General features: G+C 48.0%; 24 protein-coding genes. 15 read left to right on the top strand and 9 right to left on the bottom strand.

Features of this window, described 5'->3' with window-relative positions:
* Nucleotides 1–35: 35 nt before the first annotated feature.
* The 3 genes from QMA35_RS12770 to QMA35_RS12760 form a co-directional block, all read right to left on the bottom strand.
* Complete coding sequence (locus QMA35_RS12770) at nt 36–749, bottom strand: endonuclease (protein ID WP_281647550.1); 714 nt, start codon at nt 747–749, stop codon at nt 36–38.
* Between the two features lie 127 nt (nt 750–876).
* Nucleotides 877–2,901, bottom strand: a complete 2,025-nt coding sequence (gspD, locus tag QMA35_RS12765) for a type II secretion system secretin GspD (RefSeq protein WP_281647536.1) — start codon at nt 2,899–2,901, stop codon at nt 877–879.
* A 76-nt stretch (nt 2,902–2,977) separates the two neighbouring features.
* Entirely contained in the window at nt 2,978–3,610 is a 633-nt protein-coding gene (locus tag QMA35_RS12760) for a type II secretion system protein N (protein WP_281647535.1), read from the bottom strand.
* A gap of 376 nt (nt 3,611–3,986) precedes the next feature.
* On the opposite strand from QMA35_RS12760, the gene gspE reads away from it, so the two are divergent.
* The 9 genes from gspE to QMA35_RS12715 all read left to right on the top strand — a co-directional run bounded on the left by gspE (nt 3,987) and on the right by QMA35_RS12715 (nt 11,734).
* Entirely contained in the window at nt 3,987–5,480 is a 1,494-nt protein-coding gene (gspE, locus tag QMA35_RS12755) for a type II secretion system ATPase GspE (RefSeq protein ID WP_281647549.1), read from the top strand.
* A gap of 4 nt (nt 5,481–5,484) precedes the next feature.
* Complete coding sequence (gene gspF, locus QMA35_RS12750; protein WP_281647534.1) at nt 5,485–6,708, top strand: type II secretion system inner membrane protein GspF; 1,224 nt, start codon at nt 5,485–5,487, stop codon at nt 6,706–6,708.
* Between the two features lie 69 nt (nt 6,709–6,777).
* On the top strand, nt 6,778–7,230 hold the full coding sequence (gene gspG, locus QMA35_RS12745; protein ID WP_281647533.1) for a type II secretion system major pseudopilin GspG: 453 nt from the start codon (nt 6,778–6,780) through the stop codon (nt 7,228–7,230).
* 25 nt (nt 7,231–7,255) lie between these two features.
* Complete coding sequence (gspH, locus tag QMA35_RS12740) at nt 7,256–7,774, top strand: type II secretion system minor pseudopilin GspH (RefSeq protein WP_281647532.1); 519 nt, start codon at nt 7,256–7,258, stop codon at nt 7,772–7,774.
* Complete coding sequence (gspI, locus tag QMA35_RS12735) at nt 7,752–8,168, top strand: type II secretion system minor pseudopilin GspI (protein ID WP_281647531.1); 417 nt, start codon at nt 7,752–7,754, stop codon at nt 8,166–8,168. Before gspH ends, gspI begins: the two co-directional genes overlap by 23 nt.
* Nucleotides 8,165–8,920, top strand: a complete 756-nt coding sequence (gspJ, locus tag QMA35_RS12730; protein WP_281647530.1) for a type II secretion system minor pseudopilin GspJ — start codon at nt 8,165–8,167, stop codon at nt 8,918–8,920. Before gspI ends, gspJ begins: the two co-directional genes overlap by 4 nt.
* Entirely contained in the window at nt 8,920–9,900 is a 981-nt protein-coding gene (gene gspK, locus QMA35_RS12725) for a type II secretion system minor pseudopilin GspK (RefSeq protein ID WP_281647529.1), read from the top strand. Before gspJ ends, gspK begins: the two co-directional genes overlap by 1 nt.
* 2 nt (nt 9,901–9,902) lie before the next feature.
* Entirely contained in the window at nt 9,903–11,231 is a 1,329-nt protein-coding gene (gene gspL / locus QMA35_RS12720; protein WP_281647528.1) for a type II secretion system protein GspL, read from the top strand.
* Nucleotides 11,231–11,734 (top strand): type II secretion system protein M, encoded by a 504-nt coding sequence (locus QMA35_RS12715; RefSeq protein WP_281647527.1) that lies wholly within the window; start codon nt 11,231–11,233, stop codon nt 11,732–11,734. The genes gspL and QMA35_RS12715 overlap by 1 nt, the downstream gene beginning before the upstream one ends.
* Here QMA35_RS12715 and QMA35_RS12710 read toward each other — a convergent pair.
* Nucleotides 11,731–12,108, bottom strand: coding sequence for an MAPEG family protein (locus tag QMA35_RS12710; RefSeq protein WP_281647526.1), 378 nt, complete (start codon nt 12,106–12,108; stop codon nt 11,731–11,733). The genes QMA35_RS12715 and QMA35_RS12710 overlap by 4 nt on opposite strands.
* Nucleotides 12,109–12,435: 327 nt before the next feature.
* Nucleotides 12,436–13,464 (bottom strand): AraC family transcriptional regulator, encoded by a 1,029-nt coding sequence (locus tag QMA35_RS12705; protein WP_281647525.1) that lies wholly within the window; start codon nt 13,462–13,464, stop codon nt 12,436–12,438.
* 142 nt (nt 13,465–13,606) lie between these two features.
* Here QMA35_RS12705 and QMA35_RS12700 point away from each other — a divergent pair, with 142 nt between their 5' ends.
* From QMA35_RS12700 to QMA35_RS12690, 3 genes are all read left to right on the top strand, one after another.
* Nucleotides 13,607–15,673: an NADPH-dependent 2,4-dienoyl-CoA reductase gene (locus QMA35_RS12700; RefSeq protein WP_281647524.1), complete on the top strand. Its 2,067-nt coding sequence runs from the start codon at nt 13,607–13,609 to the stop codon at nt 15,671–15,673.
* A gap of 148 nt (nt 15,674–15,821) precedes the next feature.
* On the top strand, nt 15,822–15,962 hold the full coding sequence (locus tag QMA35_RS12695; protein ID WP_281647523.1) for a hypothetical protein: 141 nt from the start codon (nt 15,822–15,824) through the stop codon (nt 15,960–15,962).
* A 3-nt stretch (nt 15,963–15,965) separates the two neighbouring features.
* Nucleotides 15,966–16,340: a hypothetical protein gene (locus QMA35_RS12690; RefSeq protein ID WP_281647522.1), complete on the top strand. Its 375-nt coding sequence runs from the start codon at nt 15,966–15,968 to the stop codon at nt 16,338–16,340.
* On the opposite strand, the gene QMA35_RS12685 is transcribed toward QMA35_RS12690, so the two are convergent.
* Nucleotides 16,337–17,236 (bottom strand): DUF1853 family protein, encoded by a 900-nt coding sequence (locus QMA35_RS12685; RefSeq protein WP_281647548.1) that lies wholly within the window; start codon nt 17,234–17,236, stop codon nt 16,337–16,339. The two genes, QMA35_RS12690 and QMA35_RS12685, sit on opposite strands and share 4 nt — an antisense overlap.
* Before the next feature lie 178 nt (nt 17,237–17,414).
* Here QMA35_RS12685 and greB point away from each other — a divergent pair, with 178 nt between their 5' ends.
* Nucleotides 17,415–17,897, top strand: coding sequence for a transcription elongation factor GreB (greB, locus tag QMA35_RS12680; protein ID WP_281647521.1), 483 nt, complete (start codon nt 17,415–17,417; stop codon nt 17,895–17,897).
* 147 nt (nt 17,898–18,044) lie between these two features.
* On the top strand, nt 18,045–18,356 hold the full coding sequence (locus QMA35_RS12675; protein ID WP_281647520.1) for a hypothetical protein: 312 nt from the start codon (nt 18,045–18,047) through the stop codon (nt 18,354–18,356).
* 49 nt (nt 18,357–18,405) lie between these two features.
* Here QMA35_RS12675 and QMA35_RS12670 read toward each other — a convergent pair whose 3' ends face one another.
* Together QMA35_RS12670 and QMA35_RS12665 are read right to left on the bottom strand one after the other, a co-directional pair.
* Complete coding sequence (locus QMA35_RS12670; protein ID WP_281647519.1) at nt 18,406–19,491, bottom strand: 3-deoxy-7-phosphoheptulonate synthase; 1,086 nt, start codon at nt 19,489–19,491, stop codon at nt 18,406–18,408.
* A 140-nt stretch (nt 19,492–19,631) separates the two neighbouring features.
* Entirely contained in the window at nt 19,632–20,423 is a 792-nt protein-coding gene (locus tag QMA35_RS12665) for a sulfite exporter TauE/SafE family protein (protein WP_281647518.1), read from the bottom strand.
* Between the two features lie 174 nt (nt 20,424–20,597).
* Here QMA35_RS12665 and cysB point away from each other — a divergent pair, with 174 nt between their 5' ends.
* Nucleotides 20,598–21,572, top strand: coding sequence for an HTH-type transcriptional regulator CysB (gene cysB / locus QMA35_RS12660; RefSeq protein ID WP_281647517.1), 975 nt, complete (start codon nt 20,598–20,600; stop codon nt 21,570–21,572).
* 430 nt (nt 21,573–22,002) lie between these two features.
* Here the strand turns inward: cysB and QMA35_RS12655 are convergent.
* The coding region (locus QMA35_RS12655; RefSeq protein ID WP_281647516.1) for a transposase domain-containing protein at nt 22,003–22,298 on the bottom strand (296 nt) is incomplete at its 5' end.

The raw sequence follows: 22,298 nt of genomic DNA, 5'->3' as shown, positions 1-22,298 counted from the left end.
GGGCAGCTTTGGCTGCCCGTTTTTTTATGCATTTATTAATCTTGTTGATTCAAGCGCGCAAGTACAAACGGATTGTTCCAGCCCTGAATTTCGGCAATACGACGGTTACGTTCCTCTTCCCATGATGTTACCGGATACATCGTGTTCCAGGCTGAGTATAGTTTTTGGTCTTGTTCGCTGAGCTTAAGTTTGTAGCGAGCAGTCATATAAAGATAGATGCGGGCAATTTTTCCCCGTTGGGAAGGCGGTGGCTCGGCTCGTCGTTGTTTGAAATTAACTTTGAAATCACACTGACCATACATATCGGGAGTGTTAGGAAGGACGGCAAATCCATAGTTGGAGCGATCCCCGTTTACCTCACCAATAGTTGGGGTCAGGTTAAATAGATCAGACTCCATAGATTTAAATGCAGGGTCTTTTTTGCAGTTTTCACGCCCGCCATTTTGCCAGCATTGCCTCTGGTGCCCGAAAACCCAGGCTGGCATAACGTGCTCCCACTCTATTCTGTTTGCACGTTTCTGTTGCTTGCGAACCTGATAGCCACAAGAGCTGAGATCGGGAATAAGTTTCCTGCTTTTTGTTGTGATGGCTGAGTAGTTGCAGCCACAGTAAAATGTTTTTTCGTGCCCTTGATAAACAAGGATCGCCTGTTTCTTTGCAGAGCTGAAACTGGACGGAGTGCCAGATGCCTGTACGACTGTGGCGCATAATAAAGCAATAAAAAGGGTAAGAGTGTGATAAAGAGGCATTGGAGGGAGTAATTGAATAGGTAAGAGGCCTTTATTCAACCATTCCCAACTGAGAAATTAAAGATGTTTTACCTTTGGGATTATTAGGTAGGCGGGTAGCCAGAGGCTACCCGTAAGTGAAAATAGACTACTGAGTGTAATGATTCTGAGGGTCAAATAGGCCGCCAGCGTTTTCAGGCATTTGACCTTTCAGGGGGGAAGATGCGCGACCGTTGTGAATCATGCGCATTGTTGAATACTTCTCAGTTGTCACATCGTTAGCATCGTCGGCATTGCGAATAATGCTTGGTTTTATGAATAGCATCAGGTTTTGCTTATTAAGCACATCTTTCTTATTGGTAAATAAGCGGCCCAATAATGGTATGTCGCCGAGCAGTGGAACCTTATCAACATTGTGCTGGATATCATCTCGGAGTATACCGCCTAATACGATCGTTTCCTGATTGTCGACAACAATTGTAGTCTTGATTTTTCTCTGGGAAGTTACAGGGTTGCTGTTGATATCGCTGGTTCCTGATATGACACTGGACAACTCTTGTTCAATCTCCAGTCTAAGAGTGTTGGCATCGCCCACGTGTGGGGTCACTTTCAGCGTAAGACCTACTGGCTGTCTTTCTGTGGTATTAAAAGGGTTGGAGCTGGAGGTGTTGTTTTGCTGGTATGAGCCAGTAGTAAATGATATTTCCTGGCCAACCACGAATTCAGCTTCTTCGTTGTCAAGGGTCATAATGTTGGGCGTGGACATTAAATTAGCATTGCTGTTCTTGCTCAGGGCATTCACTAAAACACCGAAGTTGCTGTTTCTCAGGAGAACCTGACCAACAGACATTCTTGCAAGATCCAATGGTGCACCGACTACTGAAACCGGGTCAGTGACACTGCCTTCTCCACTACCTCTTTGTCCTACACTATTCTTACCTTGATAGCCCCACTGAAGGCCAAGCGTCTCATCAAGGCCGCCAGTCATTTCTACAATGGCAGCTTCAATCAGGACTTGCGCTCTACGTACATCCAGTTGGCGAACGAGGCTCTCCAGCTCTTTGAGAGTGTCTGGGTCGGCAATCATGACCAGCGCGTTGGTTGTCTCATCGGCCTTGATAAAGGCATTGTTACTCAAACCGCCTTTGCTGCTCGATTTGCTGCTCGATTTGTTGGCTGTTTGAGAGGTGCGGTTGGGTGTGCGGCTTTTGCTGGATGCTGGGGAGCTTTTGGTATCTGCTGATTCATCCTGAATACTCTGTGACGCTTCATTCAGGATGTCGGCCAGATTTTTTGCGTCAGCATGACGGAGAAAAATAACCCGGGTAGATGACTTGCGAATGCCTTCTTTGTCAAGGGTTTGAACCAATTTTCGTACTCGCGACCGCTTGTTGGCATTACCTTTGATTACCAGTCTGTTGCTGCGTTCGTCAGCGATAACCTGCATGCCGCTGGGAAGCTGCCCCTTGGATGTTGCCAGGGTATCCTGAATGATTTTGGCTACATCACCTACCCAGGCATGTTCAAGAGGAAGAACTTCATAATCATTATCGCTGGCCTGATCAAGCTCACGAACCAGACGGGTAATACGCTCAACGTTATCTTTCTGATCACTGATTACAACAGCATTGCCTGAAGCTGATGCTGCGGCATGGCCATATTGGGCAATCAGAGGTCGGACAATGGGGATAACTTCGACTGCGGAAACACTATGAAGGTCGATAACCTTGGTCACCATGGTGGCCTTGGCGGGTGTGTCTTTTCCTTCAAAGGTTGGACTGGCAGTTTTTGCAGTAGTGCTGGGGATAATACTGCGCACTTTGCCCTTTGGAATAACTGCATAGCCATTGGCATTCAGCACTTCCAGAAAGATATCGTAAATCTGGTCTTTGGTCATCGGGCGCGAAGAGATCACGCTGACGGTGTTGCCACCTTTAATTCTTGGGTCGATAACAAACGTTTCGCCGGTAATGGCCGCTACCTGGGCGATAAACTCTCGAATATCGGCATTCTGCTGATTCAGGGTCCAGCGTTTTTCGTCTTGAGATTTTGCGGCTGTACGCTCGGAGGTCTGCTCGGCAGAATAACTCTGAGGCAGCCAGGCTGTGCTCACCAATAGCAAGGCGATCTTCAGGCTGAAACCGCCTGACGGTAAAAAAGTGCGCATCGTCATTTAACTGCCAACCCATCAATTCGTTGTAGTTATCGGCAATCGGAATATTTCCTTGCCTGATTTAATCTGGCTGTAATCAGCTCTCGTCATCATTATCAATCCGCCGCCGCAGGCCTTCCATTTTTTGTTCAAGATCCTTGACCTGGTTTGCGTTATGGAGGGGCCCAGGGGGGAGTCTGTTATTGGTCGATGCTGATGCAGGCTGTGGAGTATAGGGTTTGGCTCCCTGATTTGTAGCTTCAGGGAAAAGAAGTTTTTGTAAACGACCGTTGTAATTAATCACCACATAACGGGCATGAATGCTTTCCAGTGTGGCTCCACCGGAGATGGTGTCACCAGGACGATACAGGTGATCTTGCCCGTTGTTCCCCTGAATAATGGCGCTGGATGGCACATCACCAACTCCCGCGAGGGCGCCACGTAAAGTCAGGTTCAGGGTAGTTGCGGGAATATCGGCGGCTTTCAGGGCTTTTGGCTTGTCATCCGCTTTTCCAAACAGAAGCTGAAAATCGCTGGTGGCCAGAGTTTGCTTATGCTCCGAAGTGTCAGAAGTCTTGCGCTCAGGGGGGATGGTGGTGAATTCATCGAATAGGCGCAGGCCATGAAAGGCCAATGAAACCAGCAACCCTGTACAGAGGATGCTCAGTAACAGTTGCCGATGATAGTTGACGAGCCACTGGCGCCCGATGATCAGGGGGTCATTATTCATGTTAATGCTAAAAGATGACTCGTGTTTTCTGCGTGTTTATAAGTGTTTGTCCTTCTAAGAAGATAACAGCCGAATTCAAAATACGTCAAATTCCAGAACACTTTATCGATTATTTTTTCGAGATTTGTGTGATGTTATCGGAGTAAGGTAATAAGATATTGCGAAAAGAGCATCTGTTTCATATTTTTGAAGCACAGGTACTGCCCTATGGAAGGCATGATTGCCATTTATGGCGATGTCTTTTTCGGATGAAAAATAACAAGAACCGTTAATTTTTCTGTGTGTATCCTGAATTTGGCCGATCGAAACAATAATAAAGGTGTGATGTCACAGTTATGACTTCGAGATCAGGAGCTCAGCGTTGAGTACATCTTCTATGGAATTGGCCTCTGAACAGGAGGCTCCAGTGGCATTGTTACCGTTTCCATTTGCAAACCGTCATCAGGTTGTCCTGACAGAGGAAGACGGGCAGCCTTTGTTATTAAGCCATGGGCGCCCTAAACCTGAAATTTTTGCTGAAGTGCGTCGATTTGCAGGGAGGCCGCTGATTTATCGTCGTCTCGAAAAAGAGGCATTCGCTGAGTTGATGACTCTGTGCTATCACCAGAACAGTGCCGATGCTCTCCAGCATGTGGCCGGAATAGGTGATGATCCTGATCTTTTCAGTCTTGCCGATGCGGTTCCGGAAACCGAAGATCTGCTTGAGCAGTCGGATGATGCCCCTGTTATCCGTTTAATCAATGCTTTGCTCACAGAGGCGATTAAAGAAGGCGCGTCGGATATCCACATTGAAACCTTTGAAAGTCGTCTGGTTGCTCGTTTCCGGGTGGACGGTGTTTTGCGCGAAATCCTCAGTTTGAAACGTACCTTGGCAGCATTACTGGTTTCCCGTATCAAGGTTATGGCTCGCTTGGATATCGCCGAAAAGCGGGTGCCTCAAGATGGACGCATTTCCCTCCGTGTTGCTGGTAAGGAAGTGGATGTGCGGGTTTCAACACTGCCATCCAGTAATGGCGAGCGTGTGGTGCTGCGTTTGCTGGACAAAGCTGCCGGACGGTTAAGTCTTGAACACTTGGGCATGCCCCCCAAGCACATGAGCCTTATTCGCCAAATGCTTTCTCAACCCCACGGTATTATTCTGGTTACCGGGCCAACCGGTTCTGGTAAAACCACGACTCTCTATGGCGGGATTTCTTCACTGAATGATGCCAGCCGAAATATTTTGACGGTTGAAGACCCTATCGAGTACAACCTTGAAGGTATTGGCCAGACACAGGTTAACACCAAAGTTGATATGACCTTTGCCAGAGGTTTGCGAGCCATTCTGCGACAAGATCCTGATGTGGTGATGGTTGGTGAAATTCGGGATACCGAAACGGCTGAAATTGCCGTACAGGCCTCCCTTACAGGTCACCTTGTACTTTCAACCCTGCATACCAACACCGCAGTTGGTGCGATCACCCGTTTGCAGGATATGGGCGTTGAGCCATTCCTGCTCTCTTCAAGCCTTGTGGGTGTTATGGCTCAGCGTCTGGTTCGTTTGCTGTGTGACTCTTGTAAAGAGAGTTATGTTGCTGATGATGCCGAGTGTCAGCAGTTGGGAGTTGACCCTGCCAGTCCTCCAACGCTCTATCACGCCAAGGGTTGCAGTGACTGTAAATTTAATGGTTATCGTGGTAGAACCGGTATTTACGAGGTCGTGATTGTTGATGAGCCGATTCGCCGGATGATTCACCGTAATGAAGGTGAAATGGCCATTGTGGAATATATGAGAAAGGCCACTCCGGGTATTCGTACCGATGGTATGGTCAAGGTGCTTGCCGGAGTGACAACTCTGGAAGAAGTGCTGCGTGTAACCCAGGACGACTGATCCGATGGCCGCATTTGAATACACAGCTCTTAATGAAGCAGGAAAGCAACAGCGAGGCACTCTTGAGGCTGACAGTGCCCGCCAGATTCGTCAGGTCTTACGAGACAAAAGTTGGACGCCACTGTCAGTTGAAGAAGTTGCTAATAATAAAAAGACCAGAAGTGAATCTTCCAGTGTTTTTAGTTTTGGTGGAGGGCTCTCTGCTTCCCAGTTGGCACTGATTACCCGGCAACTGGCGACACTAGTTCAGGCGGCTATGCCGATTGAGGAGGCTCTTCAGGCCGTTGCTGAACAGCAAGAAAGTCGTCGGACTCGTAATGCGGTTCTGGCGATTCGTTCCAAAGTTCTTGAGGGGTATACCCTGGCTCAAAGTCTGGATAATTTTCCGGGTTATTTCCCCCAGATGTACAGGGCTACAGTTGCCGCAGGTGAGCATGCTGGTTATCTCGACAAGGTTTTGAACCGTCTGGCGGACTATACCGAACAGCGGATGCAGTCCCGGCAGAAAGTTCAGCTAGCTATGCTTTACCCAGTTATTCTGATGCTGGCGGCGGTGGGGATTGTCAGTTTTCTGCTTGGGTATGTTGTTCCCGATGTTATCAAGGTGTTTATCGAGGGCGGTCAGGAGTTGCCTGCTCTTACCCGCTTTTTGATTGCGACCAGCGAAGGTTTTCAGGCATGGTGGCCATGGTTACTGCTGGGAGGCATTGCAGCCTTTTTTGGTATTCGATATATCTTGTCCAAAAAGAGTGCACGCCTGGTATGGCACCGGAAGATTCTTTCTATGCCAATTATTGGCCGTTTCAGTCGAGCCCTTAATACTGCCCAGTTTGCCAGTACATTGAGTATTTTGACCCGCAGCGGTGTCTCTCTTGTGGATGCGTTGGCGATTGCTGCTCAGGTGGTCAGCAATGATGCCATGAAAGCTTCCGTGATTGTTGTGGCTAAAAAAGTCAGTGAAGGGGCCAGTCTTCATAAGGCGTTAAAAGATACGTCCCTGTTTCCACCGCTGATGATGCACATGATTGCCAGTGGTGAAGCAACCGGCGAGCTCGATAACATGCTGGAACGTACCGCGAACAACCAGCAGATGGAGCTGGAAAATCGGGTTTCCATGCTGGTAGGGATATTTGAGCCGCTGATGCTGGTGGTGATGGGCGGTATAGTGATGGTGATTGTTCTGGCCATTCTGCTGCCTATCCTCAGTATGGATAGCCTGCTGGGATGATTGTGTGATAACGACCCTGTAGTGGCAGAATTTGAATGACAAGATCTGGGTTTTTGAAGGAGTATTAAAATGATGTATCAGCGAAATCGAGTGTCGGGGGGGCAAAGCGGTTTTACCCTGATCGAAATTATGGTGGTGGTTGTTATTCTGGGGGTTCTGGCTGCTATTGTTGTGCCTAATATTATGAGCCGTCCCGACCAGGCCAAAGTGACAGTGGCTAATGCCGATGTGAAAGCTATTGCCAGTTCTTTAGAGATGTATCGTCTGGACAACGGCTTCTATCCCAGTACTGATCAAGGGCTCGAGGCTTTGGTTCGAGAACCTTCCGGTAACCCTGAACCTCGTAACTGGAATCCTGATGGCTACCTGAAAAAGCTTCCCCAGGATCCTTGGGGAAACGCCTATCAGTATGAACAGCCAGGCACTAAAAACATCACTAGCTATGATCTTTATTCCCTCGGTGCTGACGGACGTGTTGGTGGTGATGGATTTAATGCGGATATAGGCAACTGGGACGAGTGATTTGAATTCACTGCGGAAGGGACTCATGCCATTTAGAAACGATCAGGGTTTTACTCTGATCGAGCTTCTGGTGGTGCTGCTGATTATTGGAATCGTTATTGGTGTGGCATTAATTGCCCCCAATGTGGGCGGTCCAGCGCAAACATTGAAGGATGAAGCATTACGACTGCAGACTTTGATGGAGCAGGCGCGGGATCGTTCATTGCTGGAAAATACCGAAATGGGCTTGTCTTTTACTGGTGATGGTTATCGCTGGTGGTTCTGGAGCCGGGATGACGAAAAGTGGAAGCTATTGCAGGAGCAAAGTTTCCGGGATTACCGGTTACCTGAAAGCGTTGTTCTGACCAGTTTGAGTGACAGTTCAGCGCTGAAACAAAAATCTGGTCAGCAGCAGTGGCGAAATCTGGAAAATGAAAAACCAACTTGGATTTTTCAAACAGATACGCAAATTACTCCATTTCGATTCGAACTTACCTTGCGTGATGATCATCGCCACTCGGTGATACTGGAGAGTGACGGTATTGGTCCGGTTACAACCCCTTGAGCATAAAAACAAGACCTCTCTGGCCGGTTTTACCTTACTGGAGATTCTTGTCGCGTTGGCTATTTTTGCGCTGGCCGCCTCTATCCTGCTTGTTGCCGATGGGCGGGCTATTCGGCAGACCGCCCGCATTCAGGAAAAAGTTCAGGCTTCATGGCTTGCCGATAATCAATTAAATCAATATTACATAGAAGCTTCTTTTCCCGAGCCGGGTCAACGCTCCAATACGACAGAGATTGGTGGAAAGCAGTGGTATATCCGCGACACCATCTCCGAAACATCTCAAAGGAATCTGCGTAAGGTTGATGTTGAGGTTTTTCCCGGAAAGGCACGCCCCACAGATAAAGCTAAGCCAGCCTTTCGCCTCACTGGTTATATTCGGAGGGGGAAAGAATGATCACTCTTCGCCAGCTTCGAAATGCTGGTTTTACCTTGCTGGAATTGCTGATCGCCATTGCCATATTCGGACTGCTGGCAGCAGGATGTTACCGGTTGTTTAAATCAGTGAGCAGTACCCATGAAGTGGCTTCAGCCATCTGGCGGCAGAATAGTGAGTTGCAGCGGTCTTTGGCGATTATTCAGAAAGATTTTTCTCAGTTGGCGATTCGTCCTATTCGTAATGAGTTTGGCGATAGAGAGCCAGCACTGACGACGGCACTTCAGAAAACACTAGTGACCTTTACCCATCATGGCTGGCGTAACCATACCGGCGCGAAACGCAGTGAGTTACAGCGGGTCAGCTATGTTTTCGACAGTGGCCGTTTGCTGAGGCGTTATTGGGAAACGCTGGATCGAGCGCCTGATACGCCTTATCGGGAGCAGGTGCTGATGGATAATATCCAGGGTTTTACTCTGAGATTTCGAGATGAGAAAAAGCGTTGGCACGAAAGCTGGCCACCTGTCAGTGATAAGCAGAGTGAACGGTTAAAGGTTTTACCGTCTGCAGTGGAGTACACCATTCTTCACGAGAAGGTCGGCAGTGTTAAACAGTTGGTGGCGGCAGTCACTTATAAAGAGGAAGAAAAGAAAGCAACTCCTTCAACAGATGATAATAAGCAATCGCCTCAGAATCAAAGACCATCAAATTCGAATAATAGACCAGGTGAAAGCCTGGGTGGTGGTGTACCTATTTATCCGGGGGATGAATAATGAGACGGCGTGAAGGCGGTGTTGCTCTGATTTTTGTTCTGCTGATTTTTGCCATGATTGCGGTTATGGCATCGAGAATTGTTTCGGATCTTCATTTTAATACCGAAAAAACAGCCCGCTATCTACAGCATATGCAATCCCGGCACTATGCTATTGGCGCTGAGCAGTTTGTGGCGGTGCTGCTGGAAGATGATGCGGAGAAGGATAAGCAAGCAAAGAGAGCTGTTGACCACTGGTATGAGCCTTGGGCAAATATTGAGCAGTCTCTCGATACCGAAGATGGAGAAATAATGATCCTCGCCCTTGATGATCAGGGGCGATTTAACCTGAATATGCTGGCTGGGAAAACTGCGAAAGAATCCCAGGAAAAGCTGAAAATGCTGGAGAGGCTTTTTGTTGCCAATGGTATTGATGTCCAGCTTGCATATCGTATTCAGGATTGGGTAGATGAAAATCAGGATCCGTTGCCAGGCGGAGCGGAAGACAACACTTATCTATTGTTTGATACACCGTATCGAACAGGTGATAGCAGTCTTGCCTCGGTATCAGAGCTCCGGCTTATGGATATTTTAAATCCTGAAGAATTTGAAAAAGTTCTACCGCTGGTCAGTGTGCTGCCTACCACTGATGGCATTAATATTAATACGGTATCTGCCCCTGTTTTTCGGGCATTTAATGAGCGTTTCAGTGAGGCAGATGCGAAAGGTTTTGTTGACGGCCGCAGCAAGGATGGCTTTGCTGATATGAAGGAGCTGAGTAAGCAACCTTTAATCGGAGATAAGCTCAGTAAGCAGCCTTCTGGGGTGGTTGTTTTTAAAAGTCAGTTTTTTAGTGTTTACACCAAAGCACGCTATCGGGATATTACTTATTACCTGCATAGTCGGCTGGCGAGAAACACCGAAGGAAAAGTCACGGTTATTTCCCGTGAAGTCGGGACGTTTCCACGTTGGGTGAAGACCTTGAGAGAATCAGTGAGGTAATAATGAAAACACAGCTGATTGTCAGGCTGCGCCCAGGCTCAGACCTGAATGAAAACCAGTTCGAACTGGAGTGGGTATGGGGCATGCGGGATGGAACCTGTGAGGGTTCTCTCCATAATGGCTCGCTGGAGCAGCTTGCAGCCTGGAGGCAGGGGTTGCCGCTGGATGAACAGGATTTACCGGTCATTCTTATTGTCTCGGGTTCTTTTTCCAGCAGTCACGTTGTTTTTCTCAATGAGAATCAACGCAAGCATTGGCAGCAGGCACTGCCTTATCTTCTGGAAGAGCAACTGGCTTCTGATCTGGAGAGTCAGCATTTGGTGTTCAGCCAAATCGGTGACGATCACGTACATGCTTCCTGTATCGGTCGGGATCAAATGTCTACGATCGTTAAGGCTTTTGTAGCTGCAGATGTTGACCCTTTAAAAGTGATCGCGGAAACCCAGTTATTAAAAGGGAAAAATGGCTTACTTTCTGTCTGGCTGGAAGGTGAGCACGCCTTTGTTGCCTCTCAGAACGGCTTTGCCCAGTGGCTGGATCAGGATGCCCTTCCGATTATGATTCCAGGTCTCCTGGAAGAAGAGGCGGTTGATGGCCTGGTTCAAAGTGACGATGAAGATTCAGATCATACTCATATAGTGACTGGTATAACGATATATACAATCTCACCTGATTTACCTGTCGTTGGCTCCTTGGTACAGTTGGCGGGGAGTGATGTTCCTGTTGATATCCAGCAGAGAGAGCATGAGTCCCTGTTGATTTTGATGATGCCTGAATTTTCCCATCTGAACCAAAAGCGGAAACTTTTGGATTTTCGTACTGGGTCATTCAAATGTAACCGTAGGGCTTCGCGACGTTGGCGTCAGTGGCGGCCAGTCGCCATAGTTGCAGGTGTCTGGCTGAGCGTAGAGCTGTTGTTCAATATTGGCAGCGGGTTCTATTTTCAGCAGCAGGCGGAAGAGTTACGCGATGAGAATTTCTCCACTTATAAAGAGTTACGCCCTGATGATCGCAGGGTGGTTGATGTTCGTCATAACCTTACCAAGTTTCTCCGGGATTCCAGTCGGCAGAAGAGCAGTGCAGATTTTCTGAACCTGTTACAGGTGCTTTCCAGTGTGAGTGGTGACGATGTTGGCAAGAGTATAACTCCCAAGAATATGGATTTTAATGATGCCAATGGTCGCCTGTCTCTGGATGTTCAGGCGGAAAGTTTTGATCTGTTGAATCGTTATGTAGATGCACTGAAAGCGGCAGGATTAAATGCCCGAATGGAAACCGGTAACCAGGATGCCAAAGGTGTATCCGCTCGTTTGATCGTGAGGAGAGCCTGATGAATATGCTCAGCAACAAACTCACTCCTGCACTAGACCAGGCTCGGGATCGCTTTCAGCAGATGCCCCAGAATGATCAGCGTGCAATTATGGCACTGTCTGTTTTCATGATTCTGGTAGTTTTTTGGTTCTTGATCTGGAAGCCTTTAGATGACTGGGCTGACCGTGAGTATGCCGAATTGGTGCTGGAGCGGGAAACTCAATCATTTCTTGCCGCGAATTATAACCGTGCCAGTGAAGCTATCAAAAACCAAAGCGCTGGTCCGAAAAAGGATGCCGCTGTGGTGATCTCCAACAGTGGCAGAAAAGCCGGCCTGGAATTAACCCGGGTACAGCCTGCAAGGCAGGGAGTTTCTGTTTGGCTGGATGAAGCGCCGTACCAAAAACTTTTAAACTGGTTAGTGCAGCTTCATAACCGGGAAGGGCTGGAAGTGCGCCAGATCAGGGTTGAGCGCACTGACCAGGTCGGTATGGTAAAAGCTTTCCTGAGGTTGGCTCGCTAGGCCGACATCACAAACAAAGCAATATTGCAGCCTAAGGCAGCGATCCAGACCAGGGAGCGCTGCCAGTGCATATTGGTTAGATAGAAAATTCCAAATAGCACTCTTAATGCAATAAACGCTATAGCTAAATAATCAATCAATGATTGATCCATAGAACCAATCTGTTGAGCAATAATGACACCAGCGGCAAAGAATGGGAACGCCTCAAAGCTGTTTTGATGGGCTGCGTGTGCACGTGCTCCTAATCCATCCAGAGACGCAAGAAACTGTCGTGGTCGTTTGTTATTAAAACCGGGCTTGGATTTCTTTGCGATAGATGCCCAGATAAAAGGCATGATTGCTGCAGCCAGTACGCACCAGTAAGCGATAGTCATAATGTCCGTCTATGTTCTTGTTATTAGAGGCTGCCATTATGCAGCGACTATTACCGGAATAGAACCAGCTCCTGATAGAGTTGGTGCTTTTTGATCTGCCATTCTGTAAGGAGAGTCTCTTGAGGCGTTGTCCTTTCTACTTTGGTGGTTAGGCCGGTGAGGCTCCATCTTCTGAGTAGCTATCTTGACGTGGTTGCGCTACAGATGCGGCGGGCTGGGTAGATTGAAACATTGCAGAGTCACGCCATGGCAGTGTTTGAATTTGCCAAAGGATGATTGGAGATGTGGCTTAATACCCTGCTCAGCGGTTAGTTATGCTGATGGCTTTCATGGCTGGTGGGTGCGGCGGTATTCGCCTGGTGGTATTCCTGTCCAGCGTTTAAAGGCTCTCTGGAAGGCTTCTGTAGAAGAAAAGCCGGTTAGGTAGGCAATTTCTGCCACGGGCAGAGGCGAGTGGGACAGGCTAGAGCAAGCTAAATCTTTGCGAGTGGTTTCAAATATATCTTTGAATGTTGTGCCTTCATCCTGAAGTTTTCTGCGTAAGGTCCAATGGGGAACCTTTAACTGTTCGGCAACTGTTTCCAGTGAGCAGGAATCTGGAAGACAACCGGCAATCGCGCGTGCAGTCCTATGGGCAAATGTTAATGGATTCTCAAGGCTTGCCAGCTGTTCCTGACACAGGGTTTTCAGGCGGTAGTGATCCGGTGGGGAGCTGAGCTGCAGAGGTGTGCTCAGCGCTTTTGGCTTCAGGAATACACAGTTTTCAGCTTGGGCAAACAAGACTTCACAGGGAACAGTCTGGCTGTAATATTCAATGTAGTGAGGAGCCGGAAATTCGATATGGACTTTTTCTACAAGACTGTTGTCACCGGTCAAGTGCTGGCACAGGCTAACCCACCCCATCAGAATGCTGTCGACAACAAAACGGTTAAACTCATTGTAAGGCGCTATTGAGTAGAACCTGATGCTTGGTTTTCTCGGATCAGCATCCCAGCAAATATTGCCGCGAATATTACGGGCATAAAGAGGCTCAAACTGTGCCAGTGTCTGGAAGGCAGCCCCAATATCTGGAGCTGTGAGTGCTGCCATACCTGCCAATCCTGAACCGGTAATGCCTCCAAGGTGACCCGCTTCCAGCCCCAGGGCAGGGTTATCTGTTAGATCAATAAGTGCCTCTCCCAGCCGCATAAAGCGGGGGATGCTTAACCATTGTCCAGACTTTTGCAGTTTCTCTTCATCAAGATCGAAACGCGCTAGAATTTCAGACGGATCTCGGTCGGCAGCCCGTGTTGCTTTCAATAAAGGCAGTACAAAGTCTGCAGAAAGTTCACCCAGGTTCATAAAAGTTCGAGGCACACGGCGATCATGTTTTTGTCAGTTCCTATCATTGTTGTTTTCTTCCTGGCTGGTTACTTTGAACCTATCCGGACACATTGTAAAAGACCATTGAAGTCAGTGGCAGGGAAAATGTGTCAGTTATCTGTGAGCAGGATGAATAATGAGAGAGGACACTCCCGTGAGCGCTACTAGTCACCACTATCCGCACCTGATGGAACCTCTGGATCTGGGCTTCACCACCCTGAAAAACCGTTGTTTGATGGGGTCCATGCACACCGGGCTTGAGGAGCGTCCGAATGGATTTGATAGAGTGGCTGCCTACTATGCCGAGCGGGCCCGTGGTGGTGTTGGTCTGATTGTTACTGGCGGGATTGGCCCTAACGAAGAAGGCAGCGTATTTATGGGAGCTGCCAAACTGACTGATGAAGAAGAAGCTTTCCAGCACCGTAAGGTGACAACGGCGGTTCACCAGAATGGCGGAAAAATCTGCATGCAGATTCTTCATGCTGGTCGTTATGCCTATAACCCCAAGAATATTGGGCCTTCTGCAGTTCAGGCTCCTATTAACCCTTTTCAGCCAAAAGAATTAACAGAAGCAGAAATTGAAAAGCAGATTGGTGATTTTGTGAATTGTGCGGCACTGGCTAAACATGCCGGTTACGACGGTGTAGAAATCATGGGCTCTGAGGGGTATTTCATTAACCAGTTCATATCTTCCCGGGTAAACAAGCGGGAAGATCAATGGGGCGGCAGTTATGAAAACCGTATTCGTTTGCCACTGGAGATTATTCGCCAGGTCAGGGCGTCTGTTGGTTCGGAATTTATAATTATCTATCGCCTCTCTATGCTGGATCTGGTTGAAGGGGGCAGTGATTGGGATGAAGTCGTTACTCTTGCCAAAGAGGTAGAGAGAGCAGGGGCGACAATTATTAATACCGGTATAGGCTGGCATGAAGCCCGTATTCCAACAATTGCTACCAAAGTACCCCGTGGCGCATTTGCCAATGTCACGGCCAAGTTGAAAGGGGAAGTGAATATTCCCCTGATCACCACCAATCGGATTAATACTCCGGATATTGCGGAGAGTATTCTTGCTTCCGGGCAGGCGGACATGGTGTCTATGGCGAGACCTTTGCTGGCTGACCCTGAGTTTATAAATAAGGCTGAAGCTGGCCGCAGTGACGAGATTAATACCTGCATCGGTTGTAATCAGGCCTGTCTTGATCACACATTCTCAGGCAAGTTAACCAGCTGTCTTGTAAACCCTCGCGCCTGCCATGAAACGGAACTGAATTACATTGCTCTTCACCACAATGAGCCCGCTAAAAAGATTGCCGTTGTTGGTGCAGGGCCAGCCGGGCTGGCTTTCTCAACGGTTGCAGCGGAGCGTGGTCATAAAGTAACTCTGTTTGATCAGGCCAATAAAATTGGTGGCCAGTTCAACGTCGCGAAGTTAATTCCGGGCAAAGAAGAATTTTATGAAACCCTGCGATACTTTGAGAACAAGCTTGCCAGTACCGGTGTCGATGTCCGTTTGGGTGAACGAGTTGATGCAGCTGATTTAAGCGGTGCAGGGTTTGATCATGTGGTGCTGGCGACGGGTATTTCTCCACGGATGCCGGACATTCCCGGTGTCGACCATGACAAAGTTCTCAGCTATCTGGACGTATTGCTCCATGGCAAACCTGTTGGTGGAAAGGTTGCGGTTATTGGGGCTGGTGGAATTGGCTTTGATGTTTCCGAGTTTCTTTCCCATAGGGGCGAATCCACCAGTCTGGATGTGAAGGCTTTCTATAAAGAGTGGGGGATTGATTCTGAATTCAAGGCTCGTGGTGGAGTTGAAGGTATTGCTGCTCAGCCAGATGTATCGGCCCGTGAAATATATCTTCTGCAGCGTAAGAAGAACAAGGTTGGTCAGAATCTGGGGAAAACAACAGGCTGGATTCATCGTACATCTCTGAAAAACAAGGGTGTGAAAATGTTGAATCTGGTGGAATATCGCAAGATTGATGATGAAGGTCTGCATATCACCCGTGAAGGGGAAGAGATGGTTTTGGATGTTGATAATGTCATTATTTGCGCGGGTCAGGAGCCTCTGCGTGAGCTGCAGGTTGGACTTGAAGCCGCAGGTGTGAAAGTTTCTCTGATTGGCGGTGCAGATGAAGCTCGTGAGCTTGACGCCAAGCGTGCTATTGATCAGGGTTCACGGCTGGCTGCTGAAATCTAACCGTTGAGTTATAAAGGCCTGCGCAGCGGGCCTTTATAATCCTCGTGATCATTTAAATAATAATTTTTGATGACTTTTTAATTGCGATAAAATCCTGCTCGCTTCTTGTTCCCAGCTGTGTTTCTGTTGTCTTAACTGAGAAACAACCATGAAAGCCATCACGTTTAATCCTTCTTTTGACTCTTTTTCAGTCAACGATAAATCTATGCCTGAACCCGGTGTCGGTGAGGCACGGGTGAAAGTGCTGGCCTGTGGACTGAATCCGGTTGGTGAAGGTGTTAAGGAGTAGAGTGTGGGAGGCCGTGTTCTGTATCACGGTGATATGCTGAAAGCGTCTGGGGGTTACAGTGAATATGCTGTAACCAGTGCTGATATCTTGATTGCTCACCCTGATGTTTCTCCGGTCACTGCGGCTGCAACTCCCTGTGCTGGGTGGACGGCTTGGTGTGCATCGAACGACAAACTGCGTATTGCTTCAGAAGATTCTCTGGTGATTTCAGATGCGACTGGTGGTGTAGGCAGTTCTGCAGAAGATTTCTCCAAGGCGCTTGAGGCTGGTGGCATTGCTCCGCCGGTTGAAACCGTAGAATTGGACGATATTCCTGAGAAGATGGCTTCCCTGTTGGAAGGGCACACTATTGGTAAGCTGGTTCTTGATCTAAACTAGTTTTTTGCACTTTCTAGCCATTTATCCGGGGTAACAAAGAACACTGCTGGTTGCCCGGACTTTGTGTGTCCAGTCACCAGTATTGGTTTGTTAGAGAGTGACATGTGCAGATATATTCCCTCCTTCAGGGTTTCAGGAGAATAGGGGTGCAGAGCTTGTATTAGCTTGTCGGAGGGCGCTTGAAGCGAAAGCCAGAACTGCCTTGGTGGAATATGAAAATAGCTTGCTTTGATGTGCTGGCAATACTCATCGAGCTGGTGGATCGGTAACCAATCTCCCCTGAGGTGTTCAGAGTGACTGTGCTTTGGAGGGGCGCATGTGTGTTTCCATGGGTAAAACAGATATCCTTGAACCAGAAGTTCACGCTGCCAGTTTTGTTTTCCCGCCAGCTCTTCCAGGCATTGTGTCCCTTCCTCCGTTTCAGAGAGCATAATTTGAGAGTCAAACATCTTCTGCAGTTTGGCTCCCAGTTGGTCGGAATTGTCAGGGCCTATCCAGTCGAACCAATTGCCATTGCTATCAGGTTTTCCAAGATAGAACTTAACCGCCATTTCCTGATGAATATGATGAACTACTGATTTGTTTTTGTCGTTTATCTGGTAAAGCAGATCAAACTCTCCCAGTGTTCTGGTTTCGCTTCTTACGGGTAAGTTACAGGCCAACACGGTACAGCTTTCAATATGCTGATAGAGGAATTGCCAAAGAGTTTCGTATCGAATTCCCAGCCGCGTTGATTTTCTCAATGAAAGCAGACTTCGAAAATTATCGACTTCTTTAGAAGCTGTTTTTAACAGTTCACCTCTCTGTTCAATTGTTAGGTTAGCCAGCCCTGCCAGCAAGATGCTGGGGTGTGTGTCGTTTTTCAGGAGGGGAGGGGAGGAAAGAAGCCAGCAAATTTCTTCACCCAGAAGGCCATAAAGCTCAGGAGAATCTGACTGGATATGTTCTTGGACGAGAGGCTTTATAGAAATTGTTTTATCCCCATGGGGTGCGAGCTATTTAATGATACATTAAAGATCTTGTGGCAGAGGTCAACCACCCTGCAAGCTGACTGTTTTTATGTGTTGAGGTGTTATGAAATCGAACTTGATCACCCAAGCCGGAAAGGATGCCTTACGAGAAGAGCTCGAATATCTCTGGAAAAAGAAAAGACCCGAAGTTACTCAAGCTGTATCGGAAGCAGCAGCGTTGGGGGATCGTTCTGAAAATGCAGAGTATAAAGAGGGTAAGCGGGAGTTACGCTCAATCGATCGGCGAGTGCGCTTTCTGAGAAAACGATTGGAAGTAGTTAAGGTTGTAGAATATTCCCCAGAGCAGGAAGGGAAAGCCTTTTTTGGCGCCTGGATTGAGCTGGAAAATGAACAGGGTGATGTGCTCCGGTGTCGTATCGTTGGTACCGATGAAATTGATACTAAAAAAGGTCATATTACCGTTGATTCGCCGATGGCTCGGGCTGTGTTAGGAAAACAGGTAGACGACGAAATCAAGGTGTGTACACCTACCGGGGATGTTGTCTGGTGGGTGAATAAAATCCAATATCAGTCTTTTGAACCATAAACGACTGAGGTTGTTTTTCAGGGTACTGTAAAAAGCGAAAAAAATGACCTGTTCCTCTAGATATTTCTTCGTAATAGTATCTAGTAAGGAATTCCTGTAGGCTACGGCGCCTTTCTTATAGCACCTTATGGTTCAGACTGAGCACTTGTGAAGCGTTACAAACAGAGCATCCTCTCTGACTATTTTGTTACGCGCCCGGATTTTGGGCCGCGTCATATTGTAGAGGCTAACTATGATATTGAGGGGCGGGGCAACCGTACTCTCTGTACATCTCTGATTCAACAGGAGTCAGGATTTGAGGTGCTGGCCAATAAGCACTTCGCTTCCACATGTCATATCTGTAAAGCGATTCTGGATCAGCGTATTGCCAATATGCCAGGGCTGAGAAGTCTTCGCCCTGTTGATAGCGAGCCCCGCCAGTTTGAATTGCCTGTCTGCCAACTTGGTCTTGACTTGTAAAAAAGCCGAACTCGCGTCCGGCCTTTCTCGTAATATCCAAGCGCTCCCGTTATCTGTCGCGGCCTGGTAGTACATCCTTTAATTTTGCAGCCATGTCTCTAAGTGTGTGTTCAGTAGTTTCCCAGTCGATGCAGGCATCGGTGACGGAAACACCATATTTCAGCTTATTCAGATCTTCAGGGATGGATTGATTACCCCAGCCAAGGTTGCTTTCAATCATCAGGCCGATAATGGAGTTGTTGCCTTCCACGATCTGGTTGGCAATATTATCCATAACCAATGGTTGCAGACTTGGGTCTTTATTGGAGTTCGCATGGCTGCAATCGATCATGAGATTGGCGCTCAGACCTGCTTTTTCCAGTTCTTTCTCGCATAATGCAACGCTGACAGAGTCGTAATTAGGTTTGCCATTGCCTCCACGAAGAACAACGTGGCCGTATGGGTTGCCCTTGGTATGGGTAACAGCAACCTGGCCAAGATGATTAATTCCCAGGAAACGGTGTGGACTTGAGACTGACTGGAGTGCGTTGATGGCCACTGTCAGGCCGCCATCTGTACCATTTTTGAAACCTACAGCAGAAGAAAGACCGCTGGCCATTTCCCTGTGTGTCTGGGATTCCGTGGTGCGAGCGCCGATCGCAGACCAGCTGATTAAATCCTGGATGTACTGGGGGGAAATAGGATCAAGAGCCTCAGTTGAGGTAGGCAGCCCCATCTCCACAACATCCATCAACAGCTGGCGCGCTGTACGCAGACCCTTTTCAAGATGGAAGGAGTCGTTCATATCTGGGTCGTTGATTAAGCCTTTCCAGCCAGTTGTTGTTCTTGGCTTCTCAAAATAAACACGCATAACCAGATACAAAGAGTCTGACAGTTCATCAGACAACGCTTTGAGTTTTTCCGCATATTCGTGTGCGGCTTTGACATCGTGAATAGAGCAGGGGCCAACAACCACGAAAAGGCGATGATCCTTCCCTTCCAGAATGTTGCGAATAACGTTGCGGCTGTGCTCGATTTTTTCACGCATCTCTTCAGAAAGAGGAATGCTGGCCTTGAGGTCTTTTGGGGTTACGAGAACCGTTTGTGCCTCAATATTAAGGTCTTCTACGGGGTGGCTGTTGAGTTCACTTGTCATCTGGTATTCCGCCACAGTAAGGCTTTGTCATGGTTATGTGGGTGACACTCTAATAAAAACCACTGTCACCCACAATCTTTCTGTGAAAAATACACGGAAGCGCTTGGTTTTATAAGTTTTTTCCCGTTTTTGGGCGAACGTCAGGTGAGCGCGTAGCGAATGCCAATAACCAGCAAGATAACAGCAAGAATACGCTGAAGGAGGACTTCAGGAAGCCGTTGTCCAATTTTGGCACCAAAGTGCGTGGCAGGAAGAGAGCCCATCAAAAGGCAGGTTAGAAGCATGAAATCAATGTTGCCGAGGAAAAGGTGACCAAATCCCGCCACCAGTGTCAGTGGCACCGCATGAGCCAGGTCTGTACCAACGACGCGTACAGACGCCAGTGCAGGGTAAAGAACCATCAAAATCGCCGTACCGAAGGCTCCCGCGCCAACAGAAGACAGAGTAACCAGAAAGCCCAGGAAAATTCCCATAATGACGGTGACAGATTGAGATTTGCGTTGCAGCCAGTTCACCAGGCCTTCACTCTCTCCTGAAGCAACGATTCTGCGACGGAACAATAAAATCAAGGCGGTAAGGATTAACATCAGGCCCAGACTGCTGGTAAGGATGCGGGTATAGGCCTCACTGTTGTGGAAATAGTTATCTAACAACCAGATAGTGAAGAGGGAAGCCGGAATACTACCGGAAGCCAGCAAACGTACCAGTTTCCAGTTGATAGTATTCTGCTTATGATGGGCGACTACACCACTGGACTTGGTAATGGACGCATACATCAAGTCTGTCCCGATGGCTGTTGGAGCCGGGAAACCAAAAAGCAGCAACAGAGGAGTCATCAGTGAACCACCTCCTATGCCGGTTAGTCCCACAGCGAAGCCAACACCTGCACCGGCAGCGGCATAAAGTAGAACGTTATAAAGAAGAGCATCCATATTAAAATTATTGTCTACAGTTAGTTATGTTTCGCCACTTGGGAAGAATCACTTTAAAAAAACCTCCTCTTTCTCAGGCTGCTGGCAAATGTATCGACCACTATCTATTCTATAAAGTAATATTTTATTATATTTTTATACCCTCACCGTATATGGGTGGAGCGGAGGTAAAGAATGAAGCTTCAACAGTTGCGATATATCTGGGAAGTTGCCCACCATGACCTTAATGTATCGGCCACTGCCCAGAGCCTTTACACCTCTCAACCGGGGATCAGTAAACAGATCCGTTTGCTGGAGGATGAATTAGGGGTAGAGGTCTTTGCGCGAAGTGGTAAACACCTGACCAGAATTACTCCTGCCGGAGAAAAAATTATTGAAACGGCTGGAGAAATTCTTCGGAAAGTAGAATCAATCAAGCAGGTCGCCCAGGAATTCAGTAACGAGAAAAAGGGCACATTGTCTATTGCGACCACCCATACCCAGGCGCGTTATGCCCTGCCTAATGTGATTCAGGAGTTTATTGGCAAATACCCGGACGTTGCCCTGAATATGCATCAGGGAACCCCCAGTCAGATTGCCGAGATGGCAGCTGATGGTACTGTGGATTTCGCCATTGCTACTGAAGCCTTGGAAATGTTCAGTGATTTGATCATGATGCCCTGCTACAAATGGAATCGGTGCATTCTGGTACCCCGTAATCATCCTCTGACTCAGTTGCCTCGATTAACCCTGCAGGATATTGGCCAGTATTCGATTGTGACCTATGTGTTTGGATTTACCGGGCGCTCACGGTTAGATGATGCCTTTATCAAGGAAGGTATTGCTCCCAAGGTTGTGTTTACGGCTGCCGATGCTGATGTGATTAAAACCTATGTTCGCCTTGGCCTCGGGATCGGCATTGTTGCCAAAATGGCTTATGACCCAGAGCTGGATAAGGACTTGGTACCGCTGGATGCCAACCATTTGTTTGAGCCCAGTGTGACTCATATTGGCTTTCGTCGAGGAACATTCCTGCGGGGCTTTATGTATGAGTTTATTGAGAAGTTTGCTCCGCACCTTTCTCGTGACCTGGTGGATGAGGCGATTTCTCGTCACAACAAGGCGGATATAGAAGAGCTGTTTGAAAATATTGAGCTTCCAACGCTCTGATTCATTGGGACAAACAACAAAAAGGGGAGCATTGGCTAATGCCACTCGCTTAAGAGCGAGTGGCTCTTTTCTTCAAGGGGTATTTAATCGTTTTCTTCATGACTACCCTCGGGTATGCCCTCTTGCGTCTCTCTGGCAGTATCAATCGTTTTCCCTGTGACCTTAGATTTGCAGCGTTTTAACTCACCATATCCCTGTTCAATTTCCCACCTGGCCCAATAGGCTTTTACCAAGTCTGTAAAAGGGTAACGTGCAGGGTCAACCAGCGATGTCAGGAACCCTTTGATCTGACCATTCGGTAAACTCTTCCTCAACCGTACAGCGTAACCTGCTTTTGATGGGCATCAACCAACTGCTGAGCATAATGAATCTTCACTTTGCGATACAGGGTCAAACGCGGCATCGCTGATCAGATGGCTGTGAACAGACATTAAGGCAACAGCCAGTACCGAAGGGAATGAGCCCTGACCTGAAGCGTAGCCCAGTTGTTGGTTATCCCCGGAAATGCCAGGTTAAGATTGTCGCAAACGTTTGGAATAGAGCTGTTGCGCATCAGGCCAATACCGATAACCAGCCATATTGCTTGTTTAGCAGGAAAGCGACGATTACGTACACTGCTCCGACCAGTTTGGGCGACAGTTTCTTTGACCCACTCTTCCGGGATGTTTCGATAAAAGGCATCAAAGGATTCAGGGTGGGGAAACTCAGCTGCTATTTGCAGCTCTT

The sequence above is a fragment of the Parendozoicomonas sp. Alg238-R29 genome, from assembly GCF_947331445.1.
Lineage (GTDB): Bacteria > Pseudomonadota > Gammaproteobacteria > Pseudomonadales > Endozoicomonadaceae > Sansalvadorimonas.
Note: the sequence above shows the minus strand (reverse complement) of the source record. Positions and strands in the feature narration are given on the sequence as shown.